18 protein-coding genes and 1 pseudogene are annotated in these 20,874 nt (G+C 45.4%); 6 read left to right on the top strand and 13 right to left on the bottom strand.

The genetic code is table 11. The features are described 5' to 3' along the window. Entirely contained in the window at positions 1 to 522 is a 522-nt protein-coding gene (rppH, locus tag KHN79_RS02455; protein WP_182009480.1) for an RNA pyrophosphohydrolase, read from the bottom strand. Between the two features lie 618 nt (positions 523 to 1,140). Between rppH and mutH the strand changes: the two are divergent. After that, positions 1,141 to 1,820, top strand: a pseudogene (gene mutH, locus KHN79_RS02450) (DNA mismatch repair endonuclease MutH). Positions 1,821 to 1,992: 172 nt separating this feature from the next. On the opposite strand, the gene KHN79_RS02445 reads toward mutH, so the two are convergent. Continuing rightward, complete coding sequence (locus KHN79_RS02445) at positions 1,993 to 2,304, bottom strand: DUF6482 family protein (protein WP_182009483.1); 312 nt, start codon at positions 2,302 to 2,304, stop codon at positions 1,993 to 1,995. A 145-nt stretch (positions 2,305 to 2,449) separates the two neighbouring features. Here KHN79_RS02445 and KHN79_RS02440 point away from each other — a divergent pair, with 145 nt between their 5' ends. Continuing rightward, entirely contained in the window at positions 2,450 to 3,484 is a 1,035-nt protein-coding gene (locus KHN79_RS02440; protein ID WP_182009484.1) for an NADP(H)-dependent aldo-keto reductase, read from the top strand. Positions 3,485 to 3,616: 132 nt separating this feature from the next. Here the strand turns inward: KHN79_RS02440 and KHN79_RS02435 are convergent, their stop codons facing one another. The 7 genes from KHN79_RS02435 to xerD form a co-directional block, all read right to left on the bottom strand. Further along, entirely contained in the window at positions 3,617 to 3,868 is a 252-nt protein-coding gene (locus KHN79_RS02435; RefSeq protein ID WP_182009486.1) for a DUF1127 domain-containing protein, read from the bottom strand. Between the two features lie 574 nt (positions 3,869 to 4,442). After that, positions 4,443 to 5,777: a cyclic-di-GMP-binding transcriptional regulator VpsR gene (vpsR, locus tag KHN79_RS02430; RefSeq protein WP_182009487.1), complete on the bottom strand. Its 1,335-nt coding sequence runs from the start codon at positions 5,775 to 5,777 to the stop codon at positions 4,443 to 4,445. 246 nt (positions 5,778 to 6,023) lie between these two features. After that, positions 6,024 to 7,556 (bottom strand): lysine--tRNA ligase, encoded by a 1,533-nt coding sequence (lysS, locus tag KHN79_RS02425; protein WP_182009489.1) that lies wholly within the window; start codon positions 7,554 to 7,556, stop codon positions 6,024 to 6,026. 42 nt (positions 7,557 to 7,598) lie between these two features. Continuing rightward, positions 7,599 to 8,697, bottom strand: a protein-coding gene (gene prfB / locus KHN79_RS02420; protein WP_182009491.1) for a peptide chain release factor 2 whose coding sequence is annotated in 2 segments (ribosomal slippage) — positions 7,599 to 8,621 and positions 8,623 to 8,697 — 1,098 coding nt in all. Because the reading frame shifts where the segments join, the coding sequence is not laid out codon by codon here. A 161-nt stretch (positions 8,698 to 8,858) separates the two neighbouring features. After that, complete coding sequence (gene recJ, locus KHN79_RS02415) at positions 8,859 to 10,598, bottom strand: single-stranded-DNA-specific exonuclease RecJ (protein WP_182009493.1); 1,740 nt, start codon at positions 10,596 to 10,598, stop codon at positions 8,859 to 8,861. 45 nt (positions 10,599 to 10,643) lie between these two features. Beyond that, positions 10,644 to 11,429, bottom strand: a complete 786-nt coding sequence (gene dsbC / locus KHN79_RS02410) for a bifunctional protein-disulfide isomerase/oxidoreductase DsbC (protein WP_182009494.1) — start codon at positions 11,427 to 11,429, stop codon at positions 10,644 to 10,646. Between the two features lie 77 nt (positions 11,430 to 11,506). Beyond that, positions 11,507 to 12,424 (bottom strand): site-specific tyrosine recombinase XerD, encoded by a 918-nt coding sequence (gene xerD, locus KHN79_RS02405; protein ID WP_182009496.1) that lies wholly within the window; start codon positions 12,422 to 12,424, stop codon positions 11,507 to 11,509. A gap of 166 nt (positions 12,425 to 12,590) precedes the next feature. On the opposite strand from xerD, the gene fldB reads away from it, so the two are divergent. Next, positions 12,591 to 13,109 (top strand): flavodoxin FldB, encoded by a 519-nt coding sequence (fldB, locus tag KHN79_RS02400; protein ID WP_182009498.1) that lies wholly within the window; start codon positions 12,591 to 12,593, stop codon positions 13,107 to 13,109. 82 nt (positions 13,110 to 13,191) lie between these two features. Here fldB and brnQ read toward each other — a convergent pair whose 3' ends face one another. After that, positions 13,192 to 14,502, bottom strand: a complete 1,311-nt coding sequence (gene brnQ / locus KHN79_RS02395; protein ID WP_182009499.1) for a branched-chain amino acid transport system II carrier protein — start codon at positions 14,500 to 14,502, stop codon at positions 13,192 to 13,194. A 318-nt stretch (positions 14,503 to 14,820) separates the two neighbouring features. On the opposite strand from brnQ, the gene KHN79_RS02390 reads away from it, so the two are divergent. Together KHN79_RS02390 and srmB are read left to right on the top strand one after the other, a co-directional pair. After that, positions 14,821 to 15,540 carry a methyltransferase gene (locus tag KHN79_RS02390; protein WP_182009501.1) on the top strand — a complete coding sequence of 240 codons (720 nt, stop codon included), beginning with the start codon at positions 14,821 to 14,823 and terminating at the stop codon, positions 15,538 to 15,540. A 107-nt stretch (positions 15,541 to 15,647) separates the two neighbouring features. Beyond that, positions 15,648 to 16,871, top strand: coding sequence for an ATP-dependent RNA helicase SrmB (srmB, locus tag KHN79_RS02385; protein WP_182009503.1), 1,224 nt, complete (start codon positions 15,648 to 15,650; stop codon positions 16,869 to 16,871). 86 nt (positions 16,872 to 16,957) lie between these two features. Here the strand turns inward: srmB and yaaA are convergent, their stop codons facing one another. Together yaaA and KHN79_RS02375 are read right to left on the bottom strand one after the other, a co-directional pair. After that, positions 16,958 to 17,734 (bottom strand): peroxide stress protein YaaA, encoded by a 777-nt coding sequence (yaaA, locus tag KHN79_RS02380; RefSeq protein ID WP_182009505.1) that lies wholly within the window; start codon positions 17,732 to 17,734, stop codon positions 16,958 to 16,960. A gap of 129 nt (positions 17,735 to 17,863) precedes the next feature. Next, positions 17,864 to 19,297, bottom strand: a complete 1,434-nt coding sequence (locus KHN79_RS02375; protein WP_182009507.1) for a sodium:alanine symporter family protein — start codon at positions 19,295 to 19,297, stop codon at positions 17,864 to 17,866. A 720-nt stretch (positions 19,298 to 20,017) separates the two neighbouring features. Here KHN79_RS02375 and KHN79_RS02370 point away from each other — a divergent pair. Continuing rightward, entirely contained in the window at positions 20,018 to 20,203 is a 186-nt protein-coding gene (locus tag KHN79_RS02370) for a DUF3545 family protein (protein ID WP_182009509.1), read from the top strand. Positions 20,204 to 20,306: 103 nt separating this feature from the next. Here KHN79_RS02370 and KHN79_RS02365 read toward each other — a convergent pair whose 3' ends face one another. Beyond that, a complete protein-coding gene (locus KHN79_RS02365) occupies positions 20,307 to 20,858 on the bottom strand; it encodes a hemerythrin domain-containing protein (protein ID WP_182009511.1) in 552 nt (183 codons plus the stop codon). Between the last annotated feature and the right edge of the window lie 16 nt (positions 20,859 to 20,874).

Here is a 20,874-nt window from a genome sequence, read left to right as displayed (position 1 = left end):
CTATCCTCTACGTTGCTTTTTTCTTTTCCCTTTCGTTTTTCTTTCTCGAAAAGGCATGGCTAAAGAAGCAAACTCTTTCATCGCCCGACGGTAAACGTCGCGCTTGAAAGAAACCACTTGCCTAACTGGGTACCAGTAACTTACCCAACGCCAACCATCAAATTCAGGGGATTTCCCACGTTGCATATCGATGCGAGACTCATCGCATTCCAATCGCAACAGAAACCATTTCTGTTTTTGGCCGATACAAACAGGCTTGGAGTCCCAACGCACCAATCGCTTTGGTAGTTTATATCTTAACCAATGACGACTTGTTGCAATGATCTTAACGTCTTTTTTCGTTAAACCGACTTCTTCATATAACTCCCTGAACATCGCTTGTTCAGGTGTTTCACCTTCGTCAATTCCACCTTGTGGAAATTGCCATGAGTGTTGCCCGTATCGTTTAGCCCAGAAGACCTGACCATGGTTATTACAAATCACAATACCAACATTCAGTCGGTAACCATCGCCATCTATCACCGGCTAACCTCTATGAATAATTTTTTATTACCGTGATTTTTCCACATATCCCCATTACTAGCAAACTTACTGATGTGATATGAGCAAGATTTATTACTTTTCCAGTAACATTGGATAACTTTTAACCTAAAAATAGGTTATCAACATTAGAGTGAGACATTGACCACATTTATTCACCTTTTCTGTGAATAACTTTGTGAAGAATTCGATATCAACAGATATTTTCACTCAAAACGTTTTCAACTTTTTTGATCCCCAAACAATGACAAAAGAGTTAATATATTGATAAATAATAACATTTTCCTAAAATCGATAAAAAAACGATCTCAAATAAACTGATGATCTTTTCATCACAAACAGATCGGTCAAAGATCCATCAACACTTAAATTATCCACACCAAGGTCGGATACCTTCACGACATCACAATAAAATCAAGCTTAAATACAATCTAAAACCCCTGTTAATTCATCCAGCCCTGATTGAGATCCGAATTATTCCTTGGCTACCTGTGGATAAGTTGCTCATTGATCATTCTTAATCCGTGTTGAAGAGATCTTAAACAGTGAATTTTGTCGGAATTTGATAGACTAGGTGTTTTGAATTGTCAGTCGATCATTATGAAACCAGAACCACAGACAGAAGCTGAGCTTATGGAACGTGCTCACGATATTGCCGGTCTTAGCTTTGCCGAACTCGCAGAAGAAGCAGGCATGATCGTTCCTGAAAATTTGAAGAGAGATAAAGGCTGGGTGGGTCAACTATTAGAGTGGCACCTAGGTGCGCCTGCGGGGAGCAAACCTCAGCAGGACTTTTCTAAACTGGGGATCGAACTAAAAAGCATTCCAATTGGATATTCCGGCCGACCACTAGAGACGACGTTTGTCTGCGTGGCTCCTTTAACCGGTGTGCAGGGTCTGACATGGGAAACGAGTCATGTGCGCAATAAACTCTCCCGCGTTCTTTGGGTACCCGTTGAAGGTGAGCGGGAGATCCCCCTTGCAGAGCGCCGCGTCGGCAGCCCGCTTATCTGGTCGCCGAATGCAGAAGAAGAGCGTACTTTGCGTAATGACTGGGAAGAGTTAATGGAGATGATCGTACTCGGTAAGTTTGATCAAATATCAGCCAGACACGGAGAAGCACTCCATCTTCGACCAAAAGCGGCCAACGCAAAAGCTCAGACTGAAGCTTACAGCTCAATGGTAAGCCAATCAAAACCCTGCCCAGAGGCTTCTACCTCAGAACACAGTTTACTGAACAGATCTTATTAAACCACTACATTAATGCACGATCTGAATAGTGCTCTTTATCAAAGAGTTACATCTATATGAATAAGTAGTTGGCCAAATTATTTCGCCGACTCAAAGTAAGTCATAGACCGTTGCAACTGATTACTCTAGTTGCAAGTTCTATAAGTAAACTTTCAGCACCTTTAATCAGCAAGAATGGTCAACTACTTATTCAGCTTGGTATTAATGTGTAATCAGTGACAGCTCAATATCACAGTACGAGGCTCTACCATTATTACCAAATTCGTCATAGGCGTTGTGTAACCGCAAGTACGCTTTGTCAAACCCTAACCTGAGCAGCTCTTCTTTCACCAAATCTAATGATCCAAAATGAATAGGATCTTCGCCGTCTTTGATCGGTTCTAAATGGTGTTTATATTCCACTGCTAACAAATAGTCAGAGACATCAGAACAACCTATCACAAAGACTTTAGGCATTTTATAACTGTCTTTATGCGGGCCATGTAGCCACATGTCTAATTGATGCTTCTGCATGTTTCACCTCCTTTACCACTTGAACTAAGTGTAGTTACGGTATCTCATACTTTCGAGTTCAGTAGGTACTTAAACGCAAATCATTTGCGAGAAAGACTAAAAATCCCCTATATTGGGATGACTTATTAAGCCTCAAGGAAGTGAAATGCAATACACCAAACTACCGCACTCCTCTCTCGAGATCAGTAAAATCTGTCTCGGTACCATGACATTTGGTGAACAAAATACAGAAAAGGAAGCATTTGAACAGCTCGATTTTGCCCTTGACCATGGGGTGAATTTTATTGATACCGCTGAAATGTACCCAGTACCGCCAAATGCTGATAGCCAAGGCCTGACCGAGCAATACATCGGAAACTGGTTAGCAAAATCAGGCAAGCGGGAAAAAGTGGTTCTGGCAACAAAAGTAGCAGGGCCGCGTACCTTACCTTATATTCGTGAAAACATGAGTCTAAATCGTCGTAACATTCACGATGCGATTGATTCAAGCCTTGAAAGGCTCCAAACGGATTATGTAGATCTCTACCAGCTTCATTGGCCACAGCGTCAGACCAACTGCTTTGGTCAGCTCAATTATCCATACCCGGACAAACAAGAAGAAGTCACTTTAATCGAAACGCTGGAAGCGCTGACTGAACTGGTCAATGCAGGTAAAATTCGCTACATCGGTGTATCCAATGAAACGCCGTGGGGTGTGATGTCCCTGCTCCGCTTAGCAGAAAAGCATGACTTGCCTCGTATCGTCTCGATACAAAATCCATATAACCTGCTTAACCGTAGCTTTGAAGTTGGTCTGTCCGAAATCAGCCACTATGAAGGTGTTCAACTATTGGCCTACTCGCCTCTCGCATTCGGCTGTTTAAGTGGTAAGTATCTCAACGGAGCAAAACCAGAAGGCGCTCGATGCACTAGGTGGGAACGCTTTGCTCGTTACTTCACGCCGCAAGGGGTAAAAGCCACCGAAGCTTATGTGAACCTCGCCAGAGAACATGGCTTAGACCCAGCTCAAATGGCACTCGCCTTTGTCAATCAGCGTCCATTCGTTGCTTCTAATATCATCGGTGCAACGAACTTAGAGCAGTTAAAAGCGAACATCGACAGTATTGATATCCAGCTCAGTGATGAACTACTGACACAGATTCAGGCGATCGGTACAACCTACTCTAATCCATGCCCGTAAAATCAAACAGGCTGACCTGGAAGGTCAGCCTGTTTAAGCAATTTTATACAAATCTTTTTAAGCATCTTTACAGCGTGCTGAATCAAAATAGTACTTGCCAATGGCACGTATTTCAGTCCAGCACGCTATAAATTACGTCGGTATTCGCGCAGTTAAAACACGACGAAGATGACGGACCCGACGCTCAACTTTTACAGTATCAGGAACACTTACACGCGTTGAACGACCATCCTGATCCAATCCGATATCTTTCAATAAATGCACATTAGTCCACGGAATATCATGAGCAGAGCGGCGTACCTTTCTTTGCCATTCGTTTTCTTCACGTTTCAGATCAGCTTTTAAAAGTAGAGTTGCAAGTTTCAAGTAAATAGAGTGACGCATAACTTTCTCCAATTATCGATAAAGTTCGACTGGGAAAATTGCGCGCAGAAAAACAGACTGGTCTGTGATACTAAGCCGCTATTTTCCGCAGCCTAGTAAAAATAAGATAGGTTACGGGTTAATTTTTATCTTGTGAGCCAGTGGTATTCTTATCCGCCGAGTCAATGTTTATCGGTGTGAAAAAAATACGATCAGCGCAAGTCAGGGTGTTAACAACGTAATGTTTCATCTTGCGCCTCCTAGCTAAAAATTAATCCGTTTATGAAGTGATATAACTCTTTGAGTTACGGTTAAATTGTAAGCTCTGATGTATATTTATCAAACATTTTTTGTCCTGACGATTAAATACAAACCAACAATCTGCAACTTGGTTTCATATGCTTACTGGTTTAAAACATTCACCCAACAAATGGATGCATTACAAAATTTTATAAAATGCCGCCAACGGAAACTAAAAAAGGAGCGGCTATCGCTCGCTCCTTATGTTCTATTTTTATGTATATCCAAGTGACTTCAAGATGCAGGATTCCGAGCATTTTCGCTGAACCGAGCATATTGAGGTTACATGGGTATATCAGATGACTTGATCCGAAATTAGATTATGCTTATTGAGCAAACGGTACATTGTCGCCCTTGAAACACCCAGCTCTTTGGCGGCATTAGACACCTGACCGGAATGAGATTCCAGTACCACCAGCAATGCATCTCGCTCGCTCTTTTCTCGAATCGATTTCAGACTGCGTTTCGTTTCGCTTCGGTGGGGTAAGTCTAGGTGATGTTCCTCGATCATAACGCTATCTGACATCAATACCGCACGTTTAACCTGATTCATTAGCTCACGAACATTACCCGGCCAGAAATAACGTGTCAGGGCCTTTAATGCCTCTTCAGAGAAGCTTTTCGCTTGTGAATTGTACTCTTTAGAGAACTCTTGCAAGTAATAGCGGGCCAGAAGTGCAATATCGCTGGCACGCTCTTTCAGACTAGGAACATTAATACGTAATACATTGATATAGTGGTAAAGCTCCTCGTTGAAGTCACCACTAATCAACGCTTTTTCAACGTCTGATGAGTTCGCCGCTAAGATACGTACATTGACATTTTTTACACCATCTTTAGTTTCTACCGTGCCTTCTTGTAAAAACCTGAGTAAGTTCAGTTGCTGCTCTTTAGATATAGTTAAAATATCATTGAACAGAACGGTACCGCCGTCAGCCTGTTCCAATAGGCTTGGCTCCACATCACCACTGGCAGCACCACCAAACACCTCAGTCTGGAATCTCTGCTCATTCAAAGCGCGGCAATTAATGGACATAAACGGTTTGTGCGAACGGGATGATACTTTGTGGATCGCCCTCGCTACCGCTTCTTTACCAGTACCGCTCTCACCAGAAATAAGAATGCTGACATCAGTTGGACCAATCCTTTTAACCTGATCACGCAAACGCTTCATAGGGATAGACTCGCCAATTAAACCCATATCTAAACTACTGCCAAAGCTTGGCCAGACTTTCTTCTCTAGCTTGAGCATGCCAAGCTGGTGCCCGATCGTACTTAGTAACTGTGCATCAGGGATCGGTGCGGTGAAAAAATCGATACAGAAGTTCACGATAAACTGGCAAATCGTATCTTTACTTAACTGAGACTCACGAATAAACGCTATCCAGCGTACATGTTTGTGAGAACTCACCAAATTAGCCAAACCGTTTAAACTGAACTCATCTTGGCTGAGATCGACGATACCAATACATGGGCCAATATCTTCTAACAAGGCATTAGCTTTACGTAAGTCACCCACCTGGTGACACTTCCAGCCAACTTGCTCTAACACTGACAACCAAGGCTCATACATACCGCCTACGACGACAAGCGATCCCGGGATGGAATCCATCTTAAACTGCCCAGCCATTCTCTAACCCTTTTTATTTATTGTTGATAAAACTTGCGTCACAAACCCAACTCTGCGAACAGGTAACATTATCGAGACTCAAACCGTCTTAGTCTGTCTCAATATTAAGACTATGCAATAGATTGAGCTTTGGCGAATGTAAATCCACCCAAACCATTGGCCAAGAAATGCAACCATATGATTTATCTTTAATAAAAAGCAAAAAAAAAACCACCCGTAGGTGGTTTTTCTCGACTCATAAAGCAATTACGCTTGTGGACGCATTGCCGGGAACAGAATAACATCACGTATAGTGTGAGTATTAGTAAACAACATAGCCAGACGATCGATACCGATACCTTGGCCAGCTGTTGGCGGAAGACCATGCTCCAACGCTGTGATGTAATCGGCGTCATAGTACATTGCTTCATCATCGCCTGCGTCTTTTGCATCAACCTGAGCTTTAAAGCGCGCATCCTGATCTTCAGCATCGTTAAGCTCAGAGAAACCGTTCGCTACTTCACGACCACCGATAAAGAACTCGAAACGGTCAGTGAAGAACGGGTTGTCATCGCTACGACGTGCAAGTGGAGAAATATCTGCCGGGTAACCTGTGATGAACGTCGGCTGAATCAGCTGAGGTTCAGCCGTTTCACCGAAGATTTCTTCAAGTAGCTGACCACATGTCCAGAATGATTCCACATCAACATGTACTGATTTCGCAATCGCAACCATCTTCTCACGGTCTTGCAGATCCGCTTCTGTCAGTGCCTGAATCTCAGCGTGTTCAGGGTTGTAATGTTTGATCGCCTCAAACATGCTCATACGAGCATAAGTACCACCAAACTCAACGGTTTCTTCACCGTAAGGCATTGATGTTGAACCCAGAACGTCCATTGCCACTGTGCTTAGCATCTCTTCTGTCAGATCCATCAGATCTTTGTAGTCAGCGTAAGCCTGGTAGAATTCCATCATCGTGAATTCTGGGTTGTGACGAGGAGAAAGACCTTCGTTACGGAAGTTACGGTTGATTTCAAATACGCGATCAAAACCACCAACAACCAAACGCTTCAGGTAAAGCTCTGGAGCAACACGTAGGTACATATCGATGTCTAGCGCGTTATGATGAGTGATGAATGGACGTGCAGTCGCACCACCAGGGATCACGTGCATCATTGGCGTTTCAACTTCTAGGTAGCCTTTTGAGCTCATGAAGTTACGAATCGCAGATACCAGCTTAGAACGAACGATGAACGCTTTACGTGAGTCTTCATTCACGATTAGGTCAACGTAACGCTGACGGTAACGCATTTCCTGGTCCGTCAGACCATGGAATTTTTCTGGTAGTGGACGTAGCGCTTTAGTTAGCAGCTCGTACTCTTCCATGTTCACATACAGGTCGCCTTTACCAGACTTATGCAGCGCACCTTTCACACCGATGATGTCACCGATATCCAGCCCCTGGTACTTCTCTTTAAGCTCTTTCTGTACGTCTTTTGCTGCGTACGCCTGAATGCGGCCTGAAGTCTCTTGGATTACTAGGAAAGGACCACGCTTAGCCATGATACGGCCAGCGATTGCAACAACGTGGTTAAGCTCTTCCAGCTCTTCCTTCGTCTTCTCACCGAACTCTTTTTGAAGGTCGCCCGCTAGTGCGTCACGACGGAAGTCGTTTGGGTGGCCGTTTGCTTTGCAGCTCTTACGGATCTCGTCCAGTTTCGCGCGGCGTTCAGCAATTAGCTTATTCTCTTCTTGTGCAGAGGCTTCTTGTTCGTTGTCGTTTTGAACAGCATCAGTCATTTTTCGATGTATCCTGTTTCGCTTTGAGTGTCGGTGAAAAGCTTATAGACCTGATTTCAGGCTAGCTTCAATAAATTTGTCTAGGTCGCCGTCAAGAACCGCTTGAGTGTTACGGTTTTCAACGCCGGTACGTAAATCTTTGATTCGTGAGTCATCCAGAACGTAAGAACGGATCTGGCTGCCCCAGCCGATATCAGATTTCGCGTCTTCATTTGCCTGCTTCTCGGCGTTCTGTTTCTGAAGCTCAAGTTCAAACAGTTTCGCACGAAGCTGCTTCATTGCCTGATCTTTATTCTTATGCTGAGAACGGTCATTCTGACACTGAACCACAGTATTGGTTGGAACGTGGGTAATACGTACCGCAGATTCCGTGGTGTTCACGTGCTGACCACCCGCACCAGAAGCGCGGTAAACGTCGATTCGCAGATCAGACGGATTAATGTCGATGTCGATGTTTTCATCAATCTCAGGGTAGATAAACGCAGAAGCAAATGACGTATGACGACGACCACCTGAATCAAACGGCGATTTACGAACCAGACGGTGTACACCAGTTTCTGTGCGTAGCCAGCCGTAAGCGTACTCTCCAGAGATACGAACGGTTGCTGATTTCAGACCCGCTACTTCGCCTTCTGATACCTCGATCACTTCCACTTTGAAGCCTTTAGCTTCAGCCCAGCGCAAGTACATACGCAGCAGCATGTTAGTCCAGTCCTGAGCTTCTGTACCGCCCGAGCCTGCCTGCAAGTCGATGTAGCAATCAGAGCTGTCATGGTCGCCAGAGAACATACGGCGGAATTCAAGTTTCTCCAACTTGTCTTCCAGTTCGGCAAGTTCTGGTTCGATTTCGTCAAACGTTTCCTGATCTTCTTCTTCTACTGCAAGCTCAAGAAGACCTTCAACATCTTCTACGCCCTGATCAAGCAGATCAATAGTTTCAACAATCGCTTCCAGTGATGCACGCTCTTTACCCAGTGCCTGTGCACGTTCAGGTTCGTTCCATACATCTGGTTGTTCTAGTTCTGCGTTTACTTCTTCTAGACGCTCTTTCTTAGCGTCATAGTCAAAGATACCCCCTCAGGACATTTGTGCGCTCAGACACGTCCTGCAGACGGTTTTTAATTGGATTGATTTCAAACATGTTTACTCAACATTTTAGAATAGAATTTAACCGAGGAATTCTACTGAAAAATGTGACGGAGATACAGGAAAATTTCTGATGAGAGGTGAGATTGCGACGAGATGATGTACGGCCGCTACAATAGAGCACGCCGTACCCGATCGCTAAGATAAACTTAGGTCTTATTTAGCTTCAATATGATCAATCATCAGTTGCAGAGATTGGTTACCGCGGAATTCATTCACATCCAACTTGTACGCTAAACGTACGGTTTTCACGGACGCATCCGGCCAGCGGCGTAAATCAACATTGAACGCAATACCGTCAATCATCACATTGGTTGGATGACCTTTAAAAAGCGGCTCAAGCATCAGTTTCAGATGCTTTTCTCCCACCAGTTTTTGGTGCAAGACCTTAAACTCGCCATCAAAGACCGGCTCAGGGAATGCCTGACCAAACGGCCCTCCCGCACGCAGTTGTTCCGCCACATGCATGGAAAACTCTTCCGGTTTCAGCTCACCGTCCGAAAGGATCACGCCTTTTAAAGCTGCGTCATCAAGCTCTTTCTTCACCACTTGATCAAACAAACGGCTGAAACGCTCAAAGTCCTGCTCTTTGATAGTTAAGCCTGCTGCCATTGCATGGCCGCCAAACTTGATGATAAGACCTGGGTTTTGAGTATCAATAAAATCCAGAGCATCACGCATATGCAAGCCAGGAATCGAACGACAAGAACCTTTAATTGTCCCCTCACCACCATCAGCAAACGCAATCACAGGGCGATGAAACTTCTCTTTGATTCGTGAAGCCAGAATACCAATCACACCCTGATGCCAGTCACGCTGAAACAAAGCTAAGCCGAACGGTAACTCACTGTTCTCACCAAACTGCAGACGTTCACAAAAGGCCATCGCCTCCTGCTTCATCCCTTCTTCAATCTCTTTTCGGGTTTGGTTTAGACCATCAAGCTCACTGGCCATACGGCGTGCCGCGTGAATATTGTTAGCCATTAGAAGCTCAACACCAAACGACATATCATCCAGACGGCCTGCCGCGTTAATGCGCGGACCAAGAGCAAATCCAAAGTCAGATGCCACAAGTCGGCGTGCATCACGCTTGGCGACTTCTATCAGCGCTTGAATCCCCGGACGCGCTTTGCCGGCGCGGATACGTTGTAAGCCTTGATGAACCAAAATGCGGTTGTTTTCATCCAGTGGCACAACGTCGGCTACGGTGCCGAGCGCAACCAGATCGATAAGCTCCATCAGCTTTGGTTCTTGCATACCTTGCTCAGCAAACCAGTTCAGTTTGCGCATGTGTACGCAAAGCGCCATCATCAAATAGAAAGCAACCCCAACACCTGCCAAAGCTTTCGATGGGAAAGCGCAAGTATCAAGGTTTGGATTGACCATGGCATCGACATCAGGAAGTACTTGTCCCGGCAAGTGGTGATCGGTCACTAGCACCGTGATGCCATTTTCTTTGGCATAGCGAACACCTTCAATCGACGATACGCCGTTATCCACAGTCATGATCATTTCTGCGCCAAGCTCTAATGCCTGATCAACCACTTCCGGACTCAAGCCGTAACCATCTTCAAAACGGTTTGGTACTAAGTAATCCACATTGGAACTGCCCAGCATTCTCAGTGCTAATACTGACAGCGCTGAACTTGTCGCGCCATCCGCATCAAAGTCTCCGACGACAATAATGCGTTTCTGCTGCTGAATCGCCTGAAATAACAGTTCGACTGCTTTATCAATACCACCAAGTTTTTGGTAGGAATGCAGGCCACGTGCAGAGGTTTCTAATTGAGCTAAATCGGTAATGCCACGATTGATGTAGATGCGCTTTAAAATAGCAGGGATCGAATCGGGTAAAAGGGAAAGGTCGGGTTCGGGACGTCGTTGAATTTCTATCATGCTTGAAAAGAGCCGACTGTATTGCCGGCTCTGCTCCTCAAAGGATTATTGCTCTAAACGGTTAAGTAAATCTGCAGGTGGAAGGTAACCTCCAACAAGCTCGCCGCCAGGCAGGAAGATTGCCGGTGTACCCGAGATACCCAGTTCACGGCCTAAGTTGTAGTGTGCCTGAACCGTCTGTTTGCACTGTTTCAGATCATTCGCCGGATTATCAAAGGTACGTTTTATTTTCGCATTGTCGAGCGCGACTTTTGGATCTTCCGCACACCAAATCGTCGCCATTTGATCCGCAACAGGACCGGTTGCACCCTGGCGAGGGTAAGCCGCATAGCGCACAGTAATACCTAAATCATTGTAGCCCTGCATCTGATTATGCAGACGCACACAGTAACCACAAGTGATATCGGTAAACACCGTCACTGCATACTTTTCGTTGTCTGCTTTGTACTCAATCACGCTGTCTGAATATTCTGCAATTTTAGCCGCATTTAATGGCGCCTGACGTTCAGCAATCACATCTTTGTAGCCGCCGTTAGCGTCAACCGCATACAGGGTACCTGCGATAAAATGATTACCGTCATTAGAAGCAAAAAGTACACCACCGTTGGTTTGAATTTCGACCAAGCCAGCCACATCTGATGGTTGGATATCAATAATCGATAACCCAAGCTTTGAGAATTTTTCCTTCAATGCGGCTTCATCAAAATCTTGCTGTGCCGCAGATGCAACTTGTTGTGCAGGAGTTTCTGTTTTCACCTGACTTTCTTCCGCTCCACAAGCGGTCACAAAAAAGGGTAAAGTCAGCAGAGTTAGTCGGCGTAATACGCTCATTAAAATCACCTTAAAATAATATATTTTTGTCCAACGAGACTAGGGATTATGTAGCCCGATGAAACAGCAAACCTTGATTATGCTCTTGGGTGGTGCTGACTGTGGATCTGCTTCAATCGCTCAGTCGCAACATGAGTATAAATTTGCGTGGTCGATAAGTCACTATGCCCCAACAGCATCTGTACGACCCTGAGATCGGCACCATAGTTCAGTAAATGTGTTGCAAACGCGTGGCGCAGCACGTGCGGCGACAGCTGATCAGTATCGATCCCCGCTATCACAGCATAGTATTTAATCCTATGCCAAAACGTCTGGCGAGTCATTTGCCTCGCGCGCTTACTCGGAAAAACAACGTCCGAAGAAGTCTCACCCAGCAGCGCTGGCCTGCCCTGCTGAATAAACGTTTCTATCCAGTCTACCGCGTTCTCGCCCATTGGTACCAGACGCTCTTTACCACCTTTACCGGTAACGCGAACCACACCTTGTCGCAGGCTAACGTTTTCCATCGTTAAGCTGACCAGTTCGGTAACTCGCAGCCCTGTTGCGTACAGTAACTCAAGCATCGCTTTATCACGCAGCTCGACCGGATCATTAGGGTCCGGGGCATCTAAAAGTGCATCGACCTGCTCTTCACTGATATCTTTCGGTAAACGCTGCGGGAGCTTAGGGCTAACTAATAAAGCGCTCGGATCATCAGCGCGCACTTTCTCGCGATGCAGATACTGGAACAGGCGGCGAATCGCAGACAGCATACGAGCCCGGGAAGTCTGCTTATAATCGGAATCAGCTAAGTAACTTTGATACTCCTGCAATCCTGACAAGCTGATGAAATCCAGACGATAACGTTCTTGCTCCATCCAGGTTAGTAGCTTGATCAGATCATTTCGGTACGAAGCTAGTGTGTTCTCAGACAGCCCACGCTCCATCCACATCGCGTCTAAGAATTGCTCAACAAGGGCAAAATCTTGTTGATTGACAGGCTGTTGTGCCGTCATTCACGCTTCCTTCTCTTTTTATCAGTAACCCCTGAGGGTAAGACAGCACCAGCCTGAATGCCATAAAAAATTGGCCGAGCCCGGTAATCTCGCGATATTCGCTGCATTCACACGCTGTTTAAGGTTAAAATCCTCTGCAACAGCAACACAAAAAACGACGAATATAATGAAAATCGGACTCTTTTACGGCTCTACCACCTGCTATACCGAAATGGCAGCAGAGAAAATTCGCGCCATCATTGGAGAAGATCTTGTCGACATTCACAATGTGAAAGAGACTCCACTCTCTTTGATGGCGGATTACGATTTATTACTCATTGGTATCTCTACATGGGATTTTGGTGAAATTCAGGAAGACTGGAATGCGATTTGGCAGGATATCGCGGCAACACCATTGAAAGATAAAGTGGTTGCGCTGTTTGGTCTTGGCGATCAAGAAGGTTATGGTGAATGGTACCTCGACGCCATGGGACTGCTGCATGATGAGCTGAAAGCAACTGGAGCACAGTTTATCGGCTACTGGCCCAACGAAGGCTATGACTTTGACGCTTCCAAAGCACTGACTGAAGATGGCAGCCACTTTGTAGGTCTGGCTCTTGATGAAGATTCTCAGTACGAACTGAGTGATGAGCGGATTGAAAAATGGTGTGAGCAAGTATTGGTGGAGTTCCACGACACGCTCTAAACAGACACTAATAAGCTCCAAAACGAACAAAGCCCAGTGAATCACTTCACCGGGCTTTTTTGTTATCTGGACTGAAGTCAGTTTATGCGGTTTCTTCTACTAGTTCAGCCTGAGGCTTAGCGATAAAGAACATGCCTATGATCGCTGCCAGTGTCGGCAGAACCCAACCCATACCGTATTCAACTAACGGCAGGAAGTTGAAAGCTGATACGTCAAAGCCTGCTACTTTTGCCGCATCAACCAATGCAAACAACAGAGACACGAGCAATACTGAACGGTAAGCAACGCGTGGGTTTGGCAGTTTGTTACGAACAAACGTCAATACCACTAGTGCAATCGCGACCGGGTAAAGTGCAAACAGAACTGGTACTGAAAGAGCAATCAACTGAGCAAGACCTACGTTTGCAATCAGCGCACAAGCCGCGCCGTTAATCAGCACCCACTGCTTGTATGACAGTGGTGTTTTCGAACTGAAGAAATCAGAACATGCAGAGATAAGACCGATAGCTGTGGTTAAACACGCCAGAAGCACGATAGCTGACAGAACGATTTGACCATAAGGACCAAACAGCGCCTGAACGTATTGGCTCAGAACCAGACCACCATTGTCCGCGCCAGCTGCAACCGTCGCACTCGTAGCACCCAAGTAAAACAGTGAGATGTAAACAAACGCCAGACCTGCTGCAGCAATACAGCCGGCAAAAATCAGGTATTTTGTCGTTGCCGAACGCTCAGTGATGCCTTTACCACGTAATGCATCTACCATCAGCATACCGAACATCAGAGACGCGAAGGTATCCATCGTGTTGTAACCTTCTAGGAAACCTTTAGTCAGTGGCTGAGTTAAGTACTCACCTTGTGCGCTAATCATTTCTCCCTGAGGATCAATAAACACGGCCAGTGCAAGAATGATAAGGCCAACAAACAATGCCGGTGTCAGTACCTTACCAATTACGTCAATCAGGCGTCCCTGGAACCAGGAAAACAGCATCGCAACCACGAAGAACAATACAGAGAACGCCGTTAGATGCACTTGAGACGCTTCAAGAATAAACGGCTTAATTGCCATTTCATAAGCAACAAGACCAGTACGAGGTGCGGCAAATGCAGGACCAATAATAATGAAGATTAGAGCAGCCATCAGCACAGCTGCTTTTTTCGGAAGATCTTGAGTAAGGTGATCCCAGGTTCCGCCTGCGACAGCAATAGCAACGATAGTAATAAGAGGTAGACCTACCGCTGTGATCAAGAAACCGAACATTGCTGGCATCAGGTTCTCACCAGCCAATTGACCAGCTAGAGGTGGAAAAATGATGTTGCCAGCACCCAAAAAGAACGCAAACAGCATAAAGCCTACTGCGATAATATCTGTTAGTTTTAATGTCTGCTTCACAGATAACCCTTGTTTGTAAATGTGTGAATATTGTGTATGCATCGACCACTTTAGGAATACGTAGTATTCGTGGTTCAATCTAATAAGAGCGCCGGATAATGACGAAAGAATCATCATTTGGCAACCTTAAAGCCAAAAACACCATATTAATTTACAATACGAACCAAGAACCAGTTGATCGAACCATATAGAAATAAAAAAGCAGTTATTTACACCATTGAATTTTAGACACACATTCCCAACAAACAAAACAACAAACCAAACATTTTATAAAGAATAGATATTTTCACTAAAATACAGATCAAACGTAATACAATCATGAAGAACGATAAATTCAGAACTAAAGGCTTTAAATTTAAGCAGTTTTCTATCGAGGGTGGTGAAAGCGGTATGCCTGTCAGTACGGATGGTGTGATGTTGGGGGCGTGGATTGAGAGTCCTGTCGATGCAACGATACTTGACATAGGCACAGGCACTGGCTTGCTGGCATTAATGTGTGCTCAGCGATTTAGCCTGGCTCAGATGACCGCTGTGGATATTGAAGTCACCGCAATTGATGCTGCCAAACAAAACTTTGCTCACTCTCCATGGCCGGCGAGATTATCCGCGCTTCACACCGATGTATTGGCCTTCACCCCATCTCAGCAATTTCAGCGGATCATTTGCAATCCCCCTTATTTCAATAGTGGAGAACAATCCAGACAGAGTCAGCGAGCAACGGCAAGACATACCGACTCGCTGCGGCATGACGCATTGCTTAAACGCTGCTATCAATTACTGGAAGAAGACGGCAAAGCCAGTTTTGTGCTGCCGATTACGGAAGGTGAACAGTTTATTGATTTGGCTCTGCATCAAGGCTGGCATTTATCCCGGCTATGCCGCGTACAGCCGTCGGAGAGAAAACCGGTACATCGATTGTTGTTTGAGTTGGCTAAGCAACCTTGTGCGACGCATGAATCACTCTTAATTATTCATTCTGTAGACGGCTACAGCGATGATTTTATCCAGCTAACTCACGAGTTTTATCTTAAGATGTGAAATAACATGTGATCCTTATCACCAATCACTTTATAATGTGCGACCTTTTTGTATTCTATGCTGTTGTGGCGAACTATTAACCAAGCCTTGCTTGTGGAGAACTCATTGTGATCAGAACTTTTGCTGAACTTGATCTAGACCCAAATCTACTTGATGCCATTGAAGAAATGGGCTTCGAGCGCCCAACGAAAGTCCAGGCAGAAGCAATCCCACAAGCACTGGATGGCCGTGACATACTGGCGTCTGCACCAACAGGTACTGGTAAAACCGCAGCATTTGTACTGCCAGCACTGCAATACCTGCTTGATTTCCCGCGCCGTAAACCTGGGCCAGCACGTATTCTGATCCTGACACCAACCCGTGAGCTAGCAATGCAGGTTGCGGATCAAGCTCGTGCACTGGCAAAAAATACCAATCTAAACATCTTTACGATTACGGGCGGTGTTCAGTACCAGGAACACGCAGATATTCTGGCCACCACTCAGGACATCGTTGTTGCGACACCTGGTCGTCTACGTGAGTACATTGAAGCGGAACGTTTTGATTGCCGTGCGATTGAATGGTTAATCCTCGACGAAGCTGACCGCATGCTAGACATGGGTTTTGCTCCTACGGTTGATCGACTTTCAGCAGAATGTCGCTGGCGTAAACAAACCCTTCTGTTCTCAGCAACACTAGAAGGCAGAGGTGTAGAAGGTTTCACCGCAGACCTACTGAACGAGCCTGCTGAGATCGATGCGAAATCACCACTGCGTGAGCGTAAGAAGATTGCTCAGTGGTATCACCGTGCGGATAACGCCGAGCACAAACTGGAACTGCTTAAACACATCATCACCGAACAGGCAGAGCGCACTATCGTGTTCCTAAAGACTCGTGAGCGTCTGGCAGAACTGCGTGCCCAGTTAGAAAGTGCTCAAATTCATTGTTCGTGGATCCAGGGTGAAATGCCACAAGATCGCCGTAACAATGCGATCTCGCGCTTCCGTGATGGTACGGTTAACGTGCTACTTGCAACCGATGTTGCGGCTCGTGGTATCGACCTGCCTGATGTTTCTCATGTGATCAACTACGACCTGCCACGTACGGCAGATGTATACCTGCACCGAATTGGCCGTACAGCCCGTGCCGGTAAGAAAGGTAATGCGATCTCAATCGTAGAAGCGCACGATCAACCGATGATGGATCGCGTGGCACGTTACGTGAAAGAAGACATCAAAGAGCGCTTCATTAAAGAGATGCGTCCAAAACACAAAAAGCCTGTGTTTAAGAAGAAAAAGAAAAAAGACGACAAGAAGAAAACAGCGAAAAAGAAAGCCACTAAGAAGAAGTAACATTACTCGTCACAACGAAGCAAATAACAAAAGGGTTGGCAGTGCCAACCCTTTTTTATGTCTGAGAGTCGAAGTGACCGAACCTGTTAGTTTTGCTCTTCGCGTTTAAAAACCAGTTCTGTTGGTGTCGACTCTGCTTCAACAAAGTAGTAGCCCGCAGTATCAAACTTAGTCAAATCAGCCACACTCTGAATACGATTTTCGATGATGTAACGCGCCATCATGCCGCGCGCCTTTTTCGCATAGAAACTGATCACCTTGTACTGACCGTTTTTACAGTCTTTAAAAACCGGCGTAATCACTTGCGCATCCAGGTTCTTTGGCTTCACGGCCTTGAAGTACTCATTTGAAGCAAGGTTGATAAGTACGTTATCGCCTTGTGCGCTAATCGCTTCGTTCAGCTTGTCTGTTATGACATTACCCCAGAACTGGTACAAGTTCGCGCCTTTATCATTCGCAAGCTTGGTTCCCATTTCAAGGCGGTATGGCTGCATAAGATCTAATGGTTTTAGTAAGCCGTAAAGACCAGACAACATACGCAAATGCTCTTGGGCATAATCAAAATCAGCTTCTGATAATGTTTCAGCCTCAAGCCCGGTGTACACATCACCTTTAAATGCAAGAATCGCCTGACGCGAGTTTTCCGTCGTAAAGGTCTCGCTCCACTCCTGGAAACGACCCACGTTCAGATCGGCAATCTTGTCACTTACCTTCATCAGTGACGCCACATCTGCAGGCGTCAGTTTACGGCAAACCTCGATCAGCTGTTTTGAGTATTCAGTTAACTCAGGTTGAGTAAATTTTTCTGTCGCGAGCGGAGACTCATAATCCAGTGTCTTGGCAGGAGAAACTACGATAAGCATGACTTTAACTCTATCCTTTTAATTTTATATACCATTAAGGGTACAAAAAAAGCCATGCAATGTCTGCATGGCTTTTTGAATCGTACTGATAGCTTTGAACTATAAATGACCAGTTATGTTAATGGTAACTCAGTCTTTCTTGTCATTGTACCAGATGCCCTCTTCCAGCTGAGACTTAAGCTCTGGGAAGTCATTCGCATCAAAGGTCGGTACTTTGCCCGCATCCAGCTGGCGGTTGTAGTCTTTAGCCAGCTTGATGACAATGCCAGACAGAAGAATGATTGCTACCAGGTTCACTATCGCCATCAGTCCCATTGAAACATCGGCCAGCGACCATACCACCGGCAAAGAAGCCATTGCACCAAACATAACCATTCCCAGTACAATCACTCGGAAAATGTTAATGCCCGCTTTGTGGTTATGCTCCAGGAAGACTAGGTTAGTCTCGGCGTAGGAGTAGTTTGCAATGATTGATGTAAACGCAAAGAAGAAAATTGCGACAGCAACGAAGATTGCACCCCAGTCACCAACTTGCGAGCTCAACGCGCGCTGGGTCAGTTCGATACCCGTTACTTCAGTAGCCTGACCAACGTATTCCCCTGACATCAGGATGATCGCTACCGTACAAGAACAGATAACAATCGTGTCCATAAACACGCCTAGCATCTGAACATAGCCCTGAGATGCCGGGTGTGGCGGATATGGTGTTGCCGATGCTGCTGCATTTGGCGCAGAACCCATACCCGCTTCGTTCGAGAACAGACCACGCTTTACGCCGTTAATCATCGCCTGCGCAATAGCGTAGCCCAGGCCACCAGCAGCTGCTTCCTGCAAACCAAATGCGCTCTTGAAGATAAGCGCGAGTACCGCAGGCAGTTTCTCGATATTGGCAAACATAACCAATAGCGCAAGAACCAAGTAAAGCAGTGCCATTACCGGAACAATCATCTCCGCGACTTTAGCGATACGTTTAATACCACCAAAAATAACGATCGCTGACAGCACAACAACGGCAATACCTACATACAGAGAGTTCCAGCCAAAAGCTGTGCTCATTGCATTTGCAATCGAGTTCGCCTGGACGGCATTAAAAACTAAACCAAAAGCGATAATGAGGAAAATGGAGAACAGCACGCCCATCCAACGCATGCCCAGGCCTTTTTCCATGTAGTAAGCCGGCCCGCCACGATAGTTGCCATCATCGTCTTTAGTTTTGTACAGCTGTGCCAGAGTACTTTCTGCAAACGATGTTGCCATACCCAGCATAGCGATTAGCCACATCCAGAAGATAGCGCCAGGGCCACCCGCAGTCAGTGCTACCGCGACACCAGCCATATTACCGGTACCAACACGTGCTGCCAGACTGGTACAAAGTGCTTGGAAAGAAGAAATACCAGCTTTGTCTGCTTTACGGCTGTTCTTTAACACCGAGAACATATGACCGAAATGGCGGAATTGAATGAATCCCAAGCGAAAGGTGAAGTAAATACCTACACCAACAAGAAGATAAACCAGAATCGATCCCCAAAGGAGATCGTTCATTAAATTAATTAAATCTGTCATGCGTACCCCAAAGTGAGTTGCGCCGGTCTGTGCGTCCTAGCCATCAACCGATTGCCTGCCAGGTGTCAAAGTGTGCCTGGCTAATTAAATAATGTTTTTATGAGCAATCCTGAATTGTAAATGTCGCTTCGTGCATCCATTTTACGTACCAGCGTTTTTTTTGACGGGCGGATAATGCAGTTTGGGTAGGTAAAAATCAATATGCAACCAAGATGGTAATATTGTTATTTTTCACTATAAAGTCACCAATAAACAACATAAAAGAAAGATCTACCGCCCACCAAATGCAACACTTTCACCACAAAGTAGCAACAATAGCGATGGACGCATCATTCACTCAATTGGAGTCTACCAGTACAACTTCAGACCAGGGCCGACAAGGTATTGCAGACACTCCGGCTACAGCTATTATCTTCGGTTGGCCGCTAATTGAGCAACTTAGTTTTATGCAACTTGAACCCTGCCTTACAGACCTGGCTGGGTACCTCTGATTAACATAGAAAATCCCACCATTTAATCGTTTTCTCTTACTCGTTTGTGCACTTTTCATACATTAATTACAAACTAAAGTGTGATTGTGAAAATGTTTTTGCACGAAAATGTCATGTGACAGACACAAATCCGCAATATGTCATAGCTATTCTCACAAATATTGTGGTAATTAAAAAACTCCACAAGGAGTGGTTAAAACAGTTTAGTTAGATAAAGGTAAGGTGGCTTATGGACGGCTTTCAACTAGATGACATGTTTAATCTGGATACTACCTCAACAACCAAAACTCGCGCCAAACCAGTAAAGCGTAAATGGCGTGAAATAGAAGCAATGAACGACAGGCGCAACTTACTTAAAGAGCTGCGCGAACTCGATGTCTGCACAGACTACGACTTAGACGACATTAAACTTTAATTCAAACAAAAGGCACCTTATGGTGCCTTTTGTTATTTGGATAGAGAATCAACAAGGGTGAGTACACTTCAGTTGTGCTTGCACCTCATTAAGGCAAGCGTATTTAGATGTACTCCATATCGCTTTGACGTACGCGTTCTGCCAACTGTTTATATCGATCAGCAATGGTTTCACCAAACACTGGGTCGTCCTCATTTTCACTCCAGAGGCTCTCTACGTGCTGCCAGTCTTCTGTGGTAAACAGCTCTTCGATGAGTGGCAGTATCTTGCGTTCTTCAAGCTCAAGGTGTTTTCTTTGCGATTCAATAAAGTCCTCTAAATGAGCGACAAACATATCCTGAGGCACCACTGCATCTTGCAGGATCATCTCAATCACCGTTGAAAACTCTTTGGTTTTCTCAGCCAGATCTTTATGTTCCTGCTCCAAATCCTCTATGGTTTGCTGCTTACCATAGTGGGTAAGAAAATGGTGATAGAGGATATCTTCTTTAGGGTGATGTACTCGCTCTGAATGGGTAGAGAGGTAATCAACAACCTCGCCCACTAACGCATAGTTAATAGCGCGCTCATGTTTAATTTCATTAAGTTTGTGGCGCAATATAGCCAATAAGCGAACCATGTAACCGTGTTCGCGTCGAATTCTTTCGATCATCATAGCGTCTCTCCTTAAC

The organism is Vibrio sp. B1FLJ16 (assembly GCF_905175385.1).
Classification (GTDB): Bacteria; Pseudomonadota; Gammaproteobacteria; order Enterobacterales; family Vibrionaceae; genus Vibrio.
This window is presented reverse-complemented; position numbering and strand designations above follow the sequence as displayed.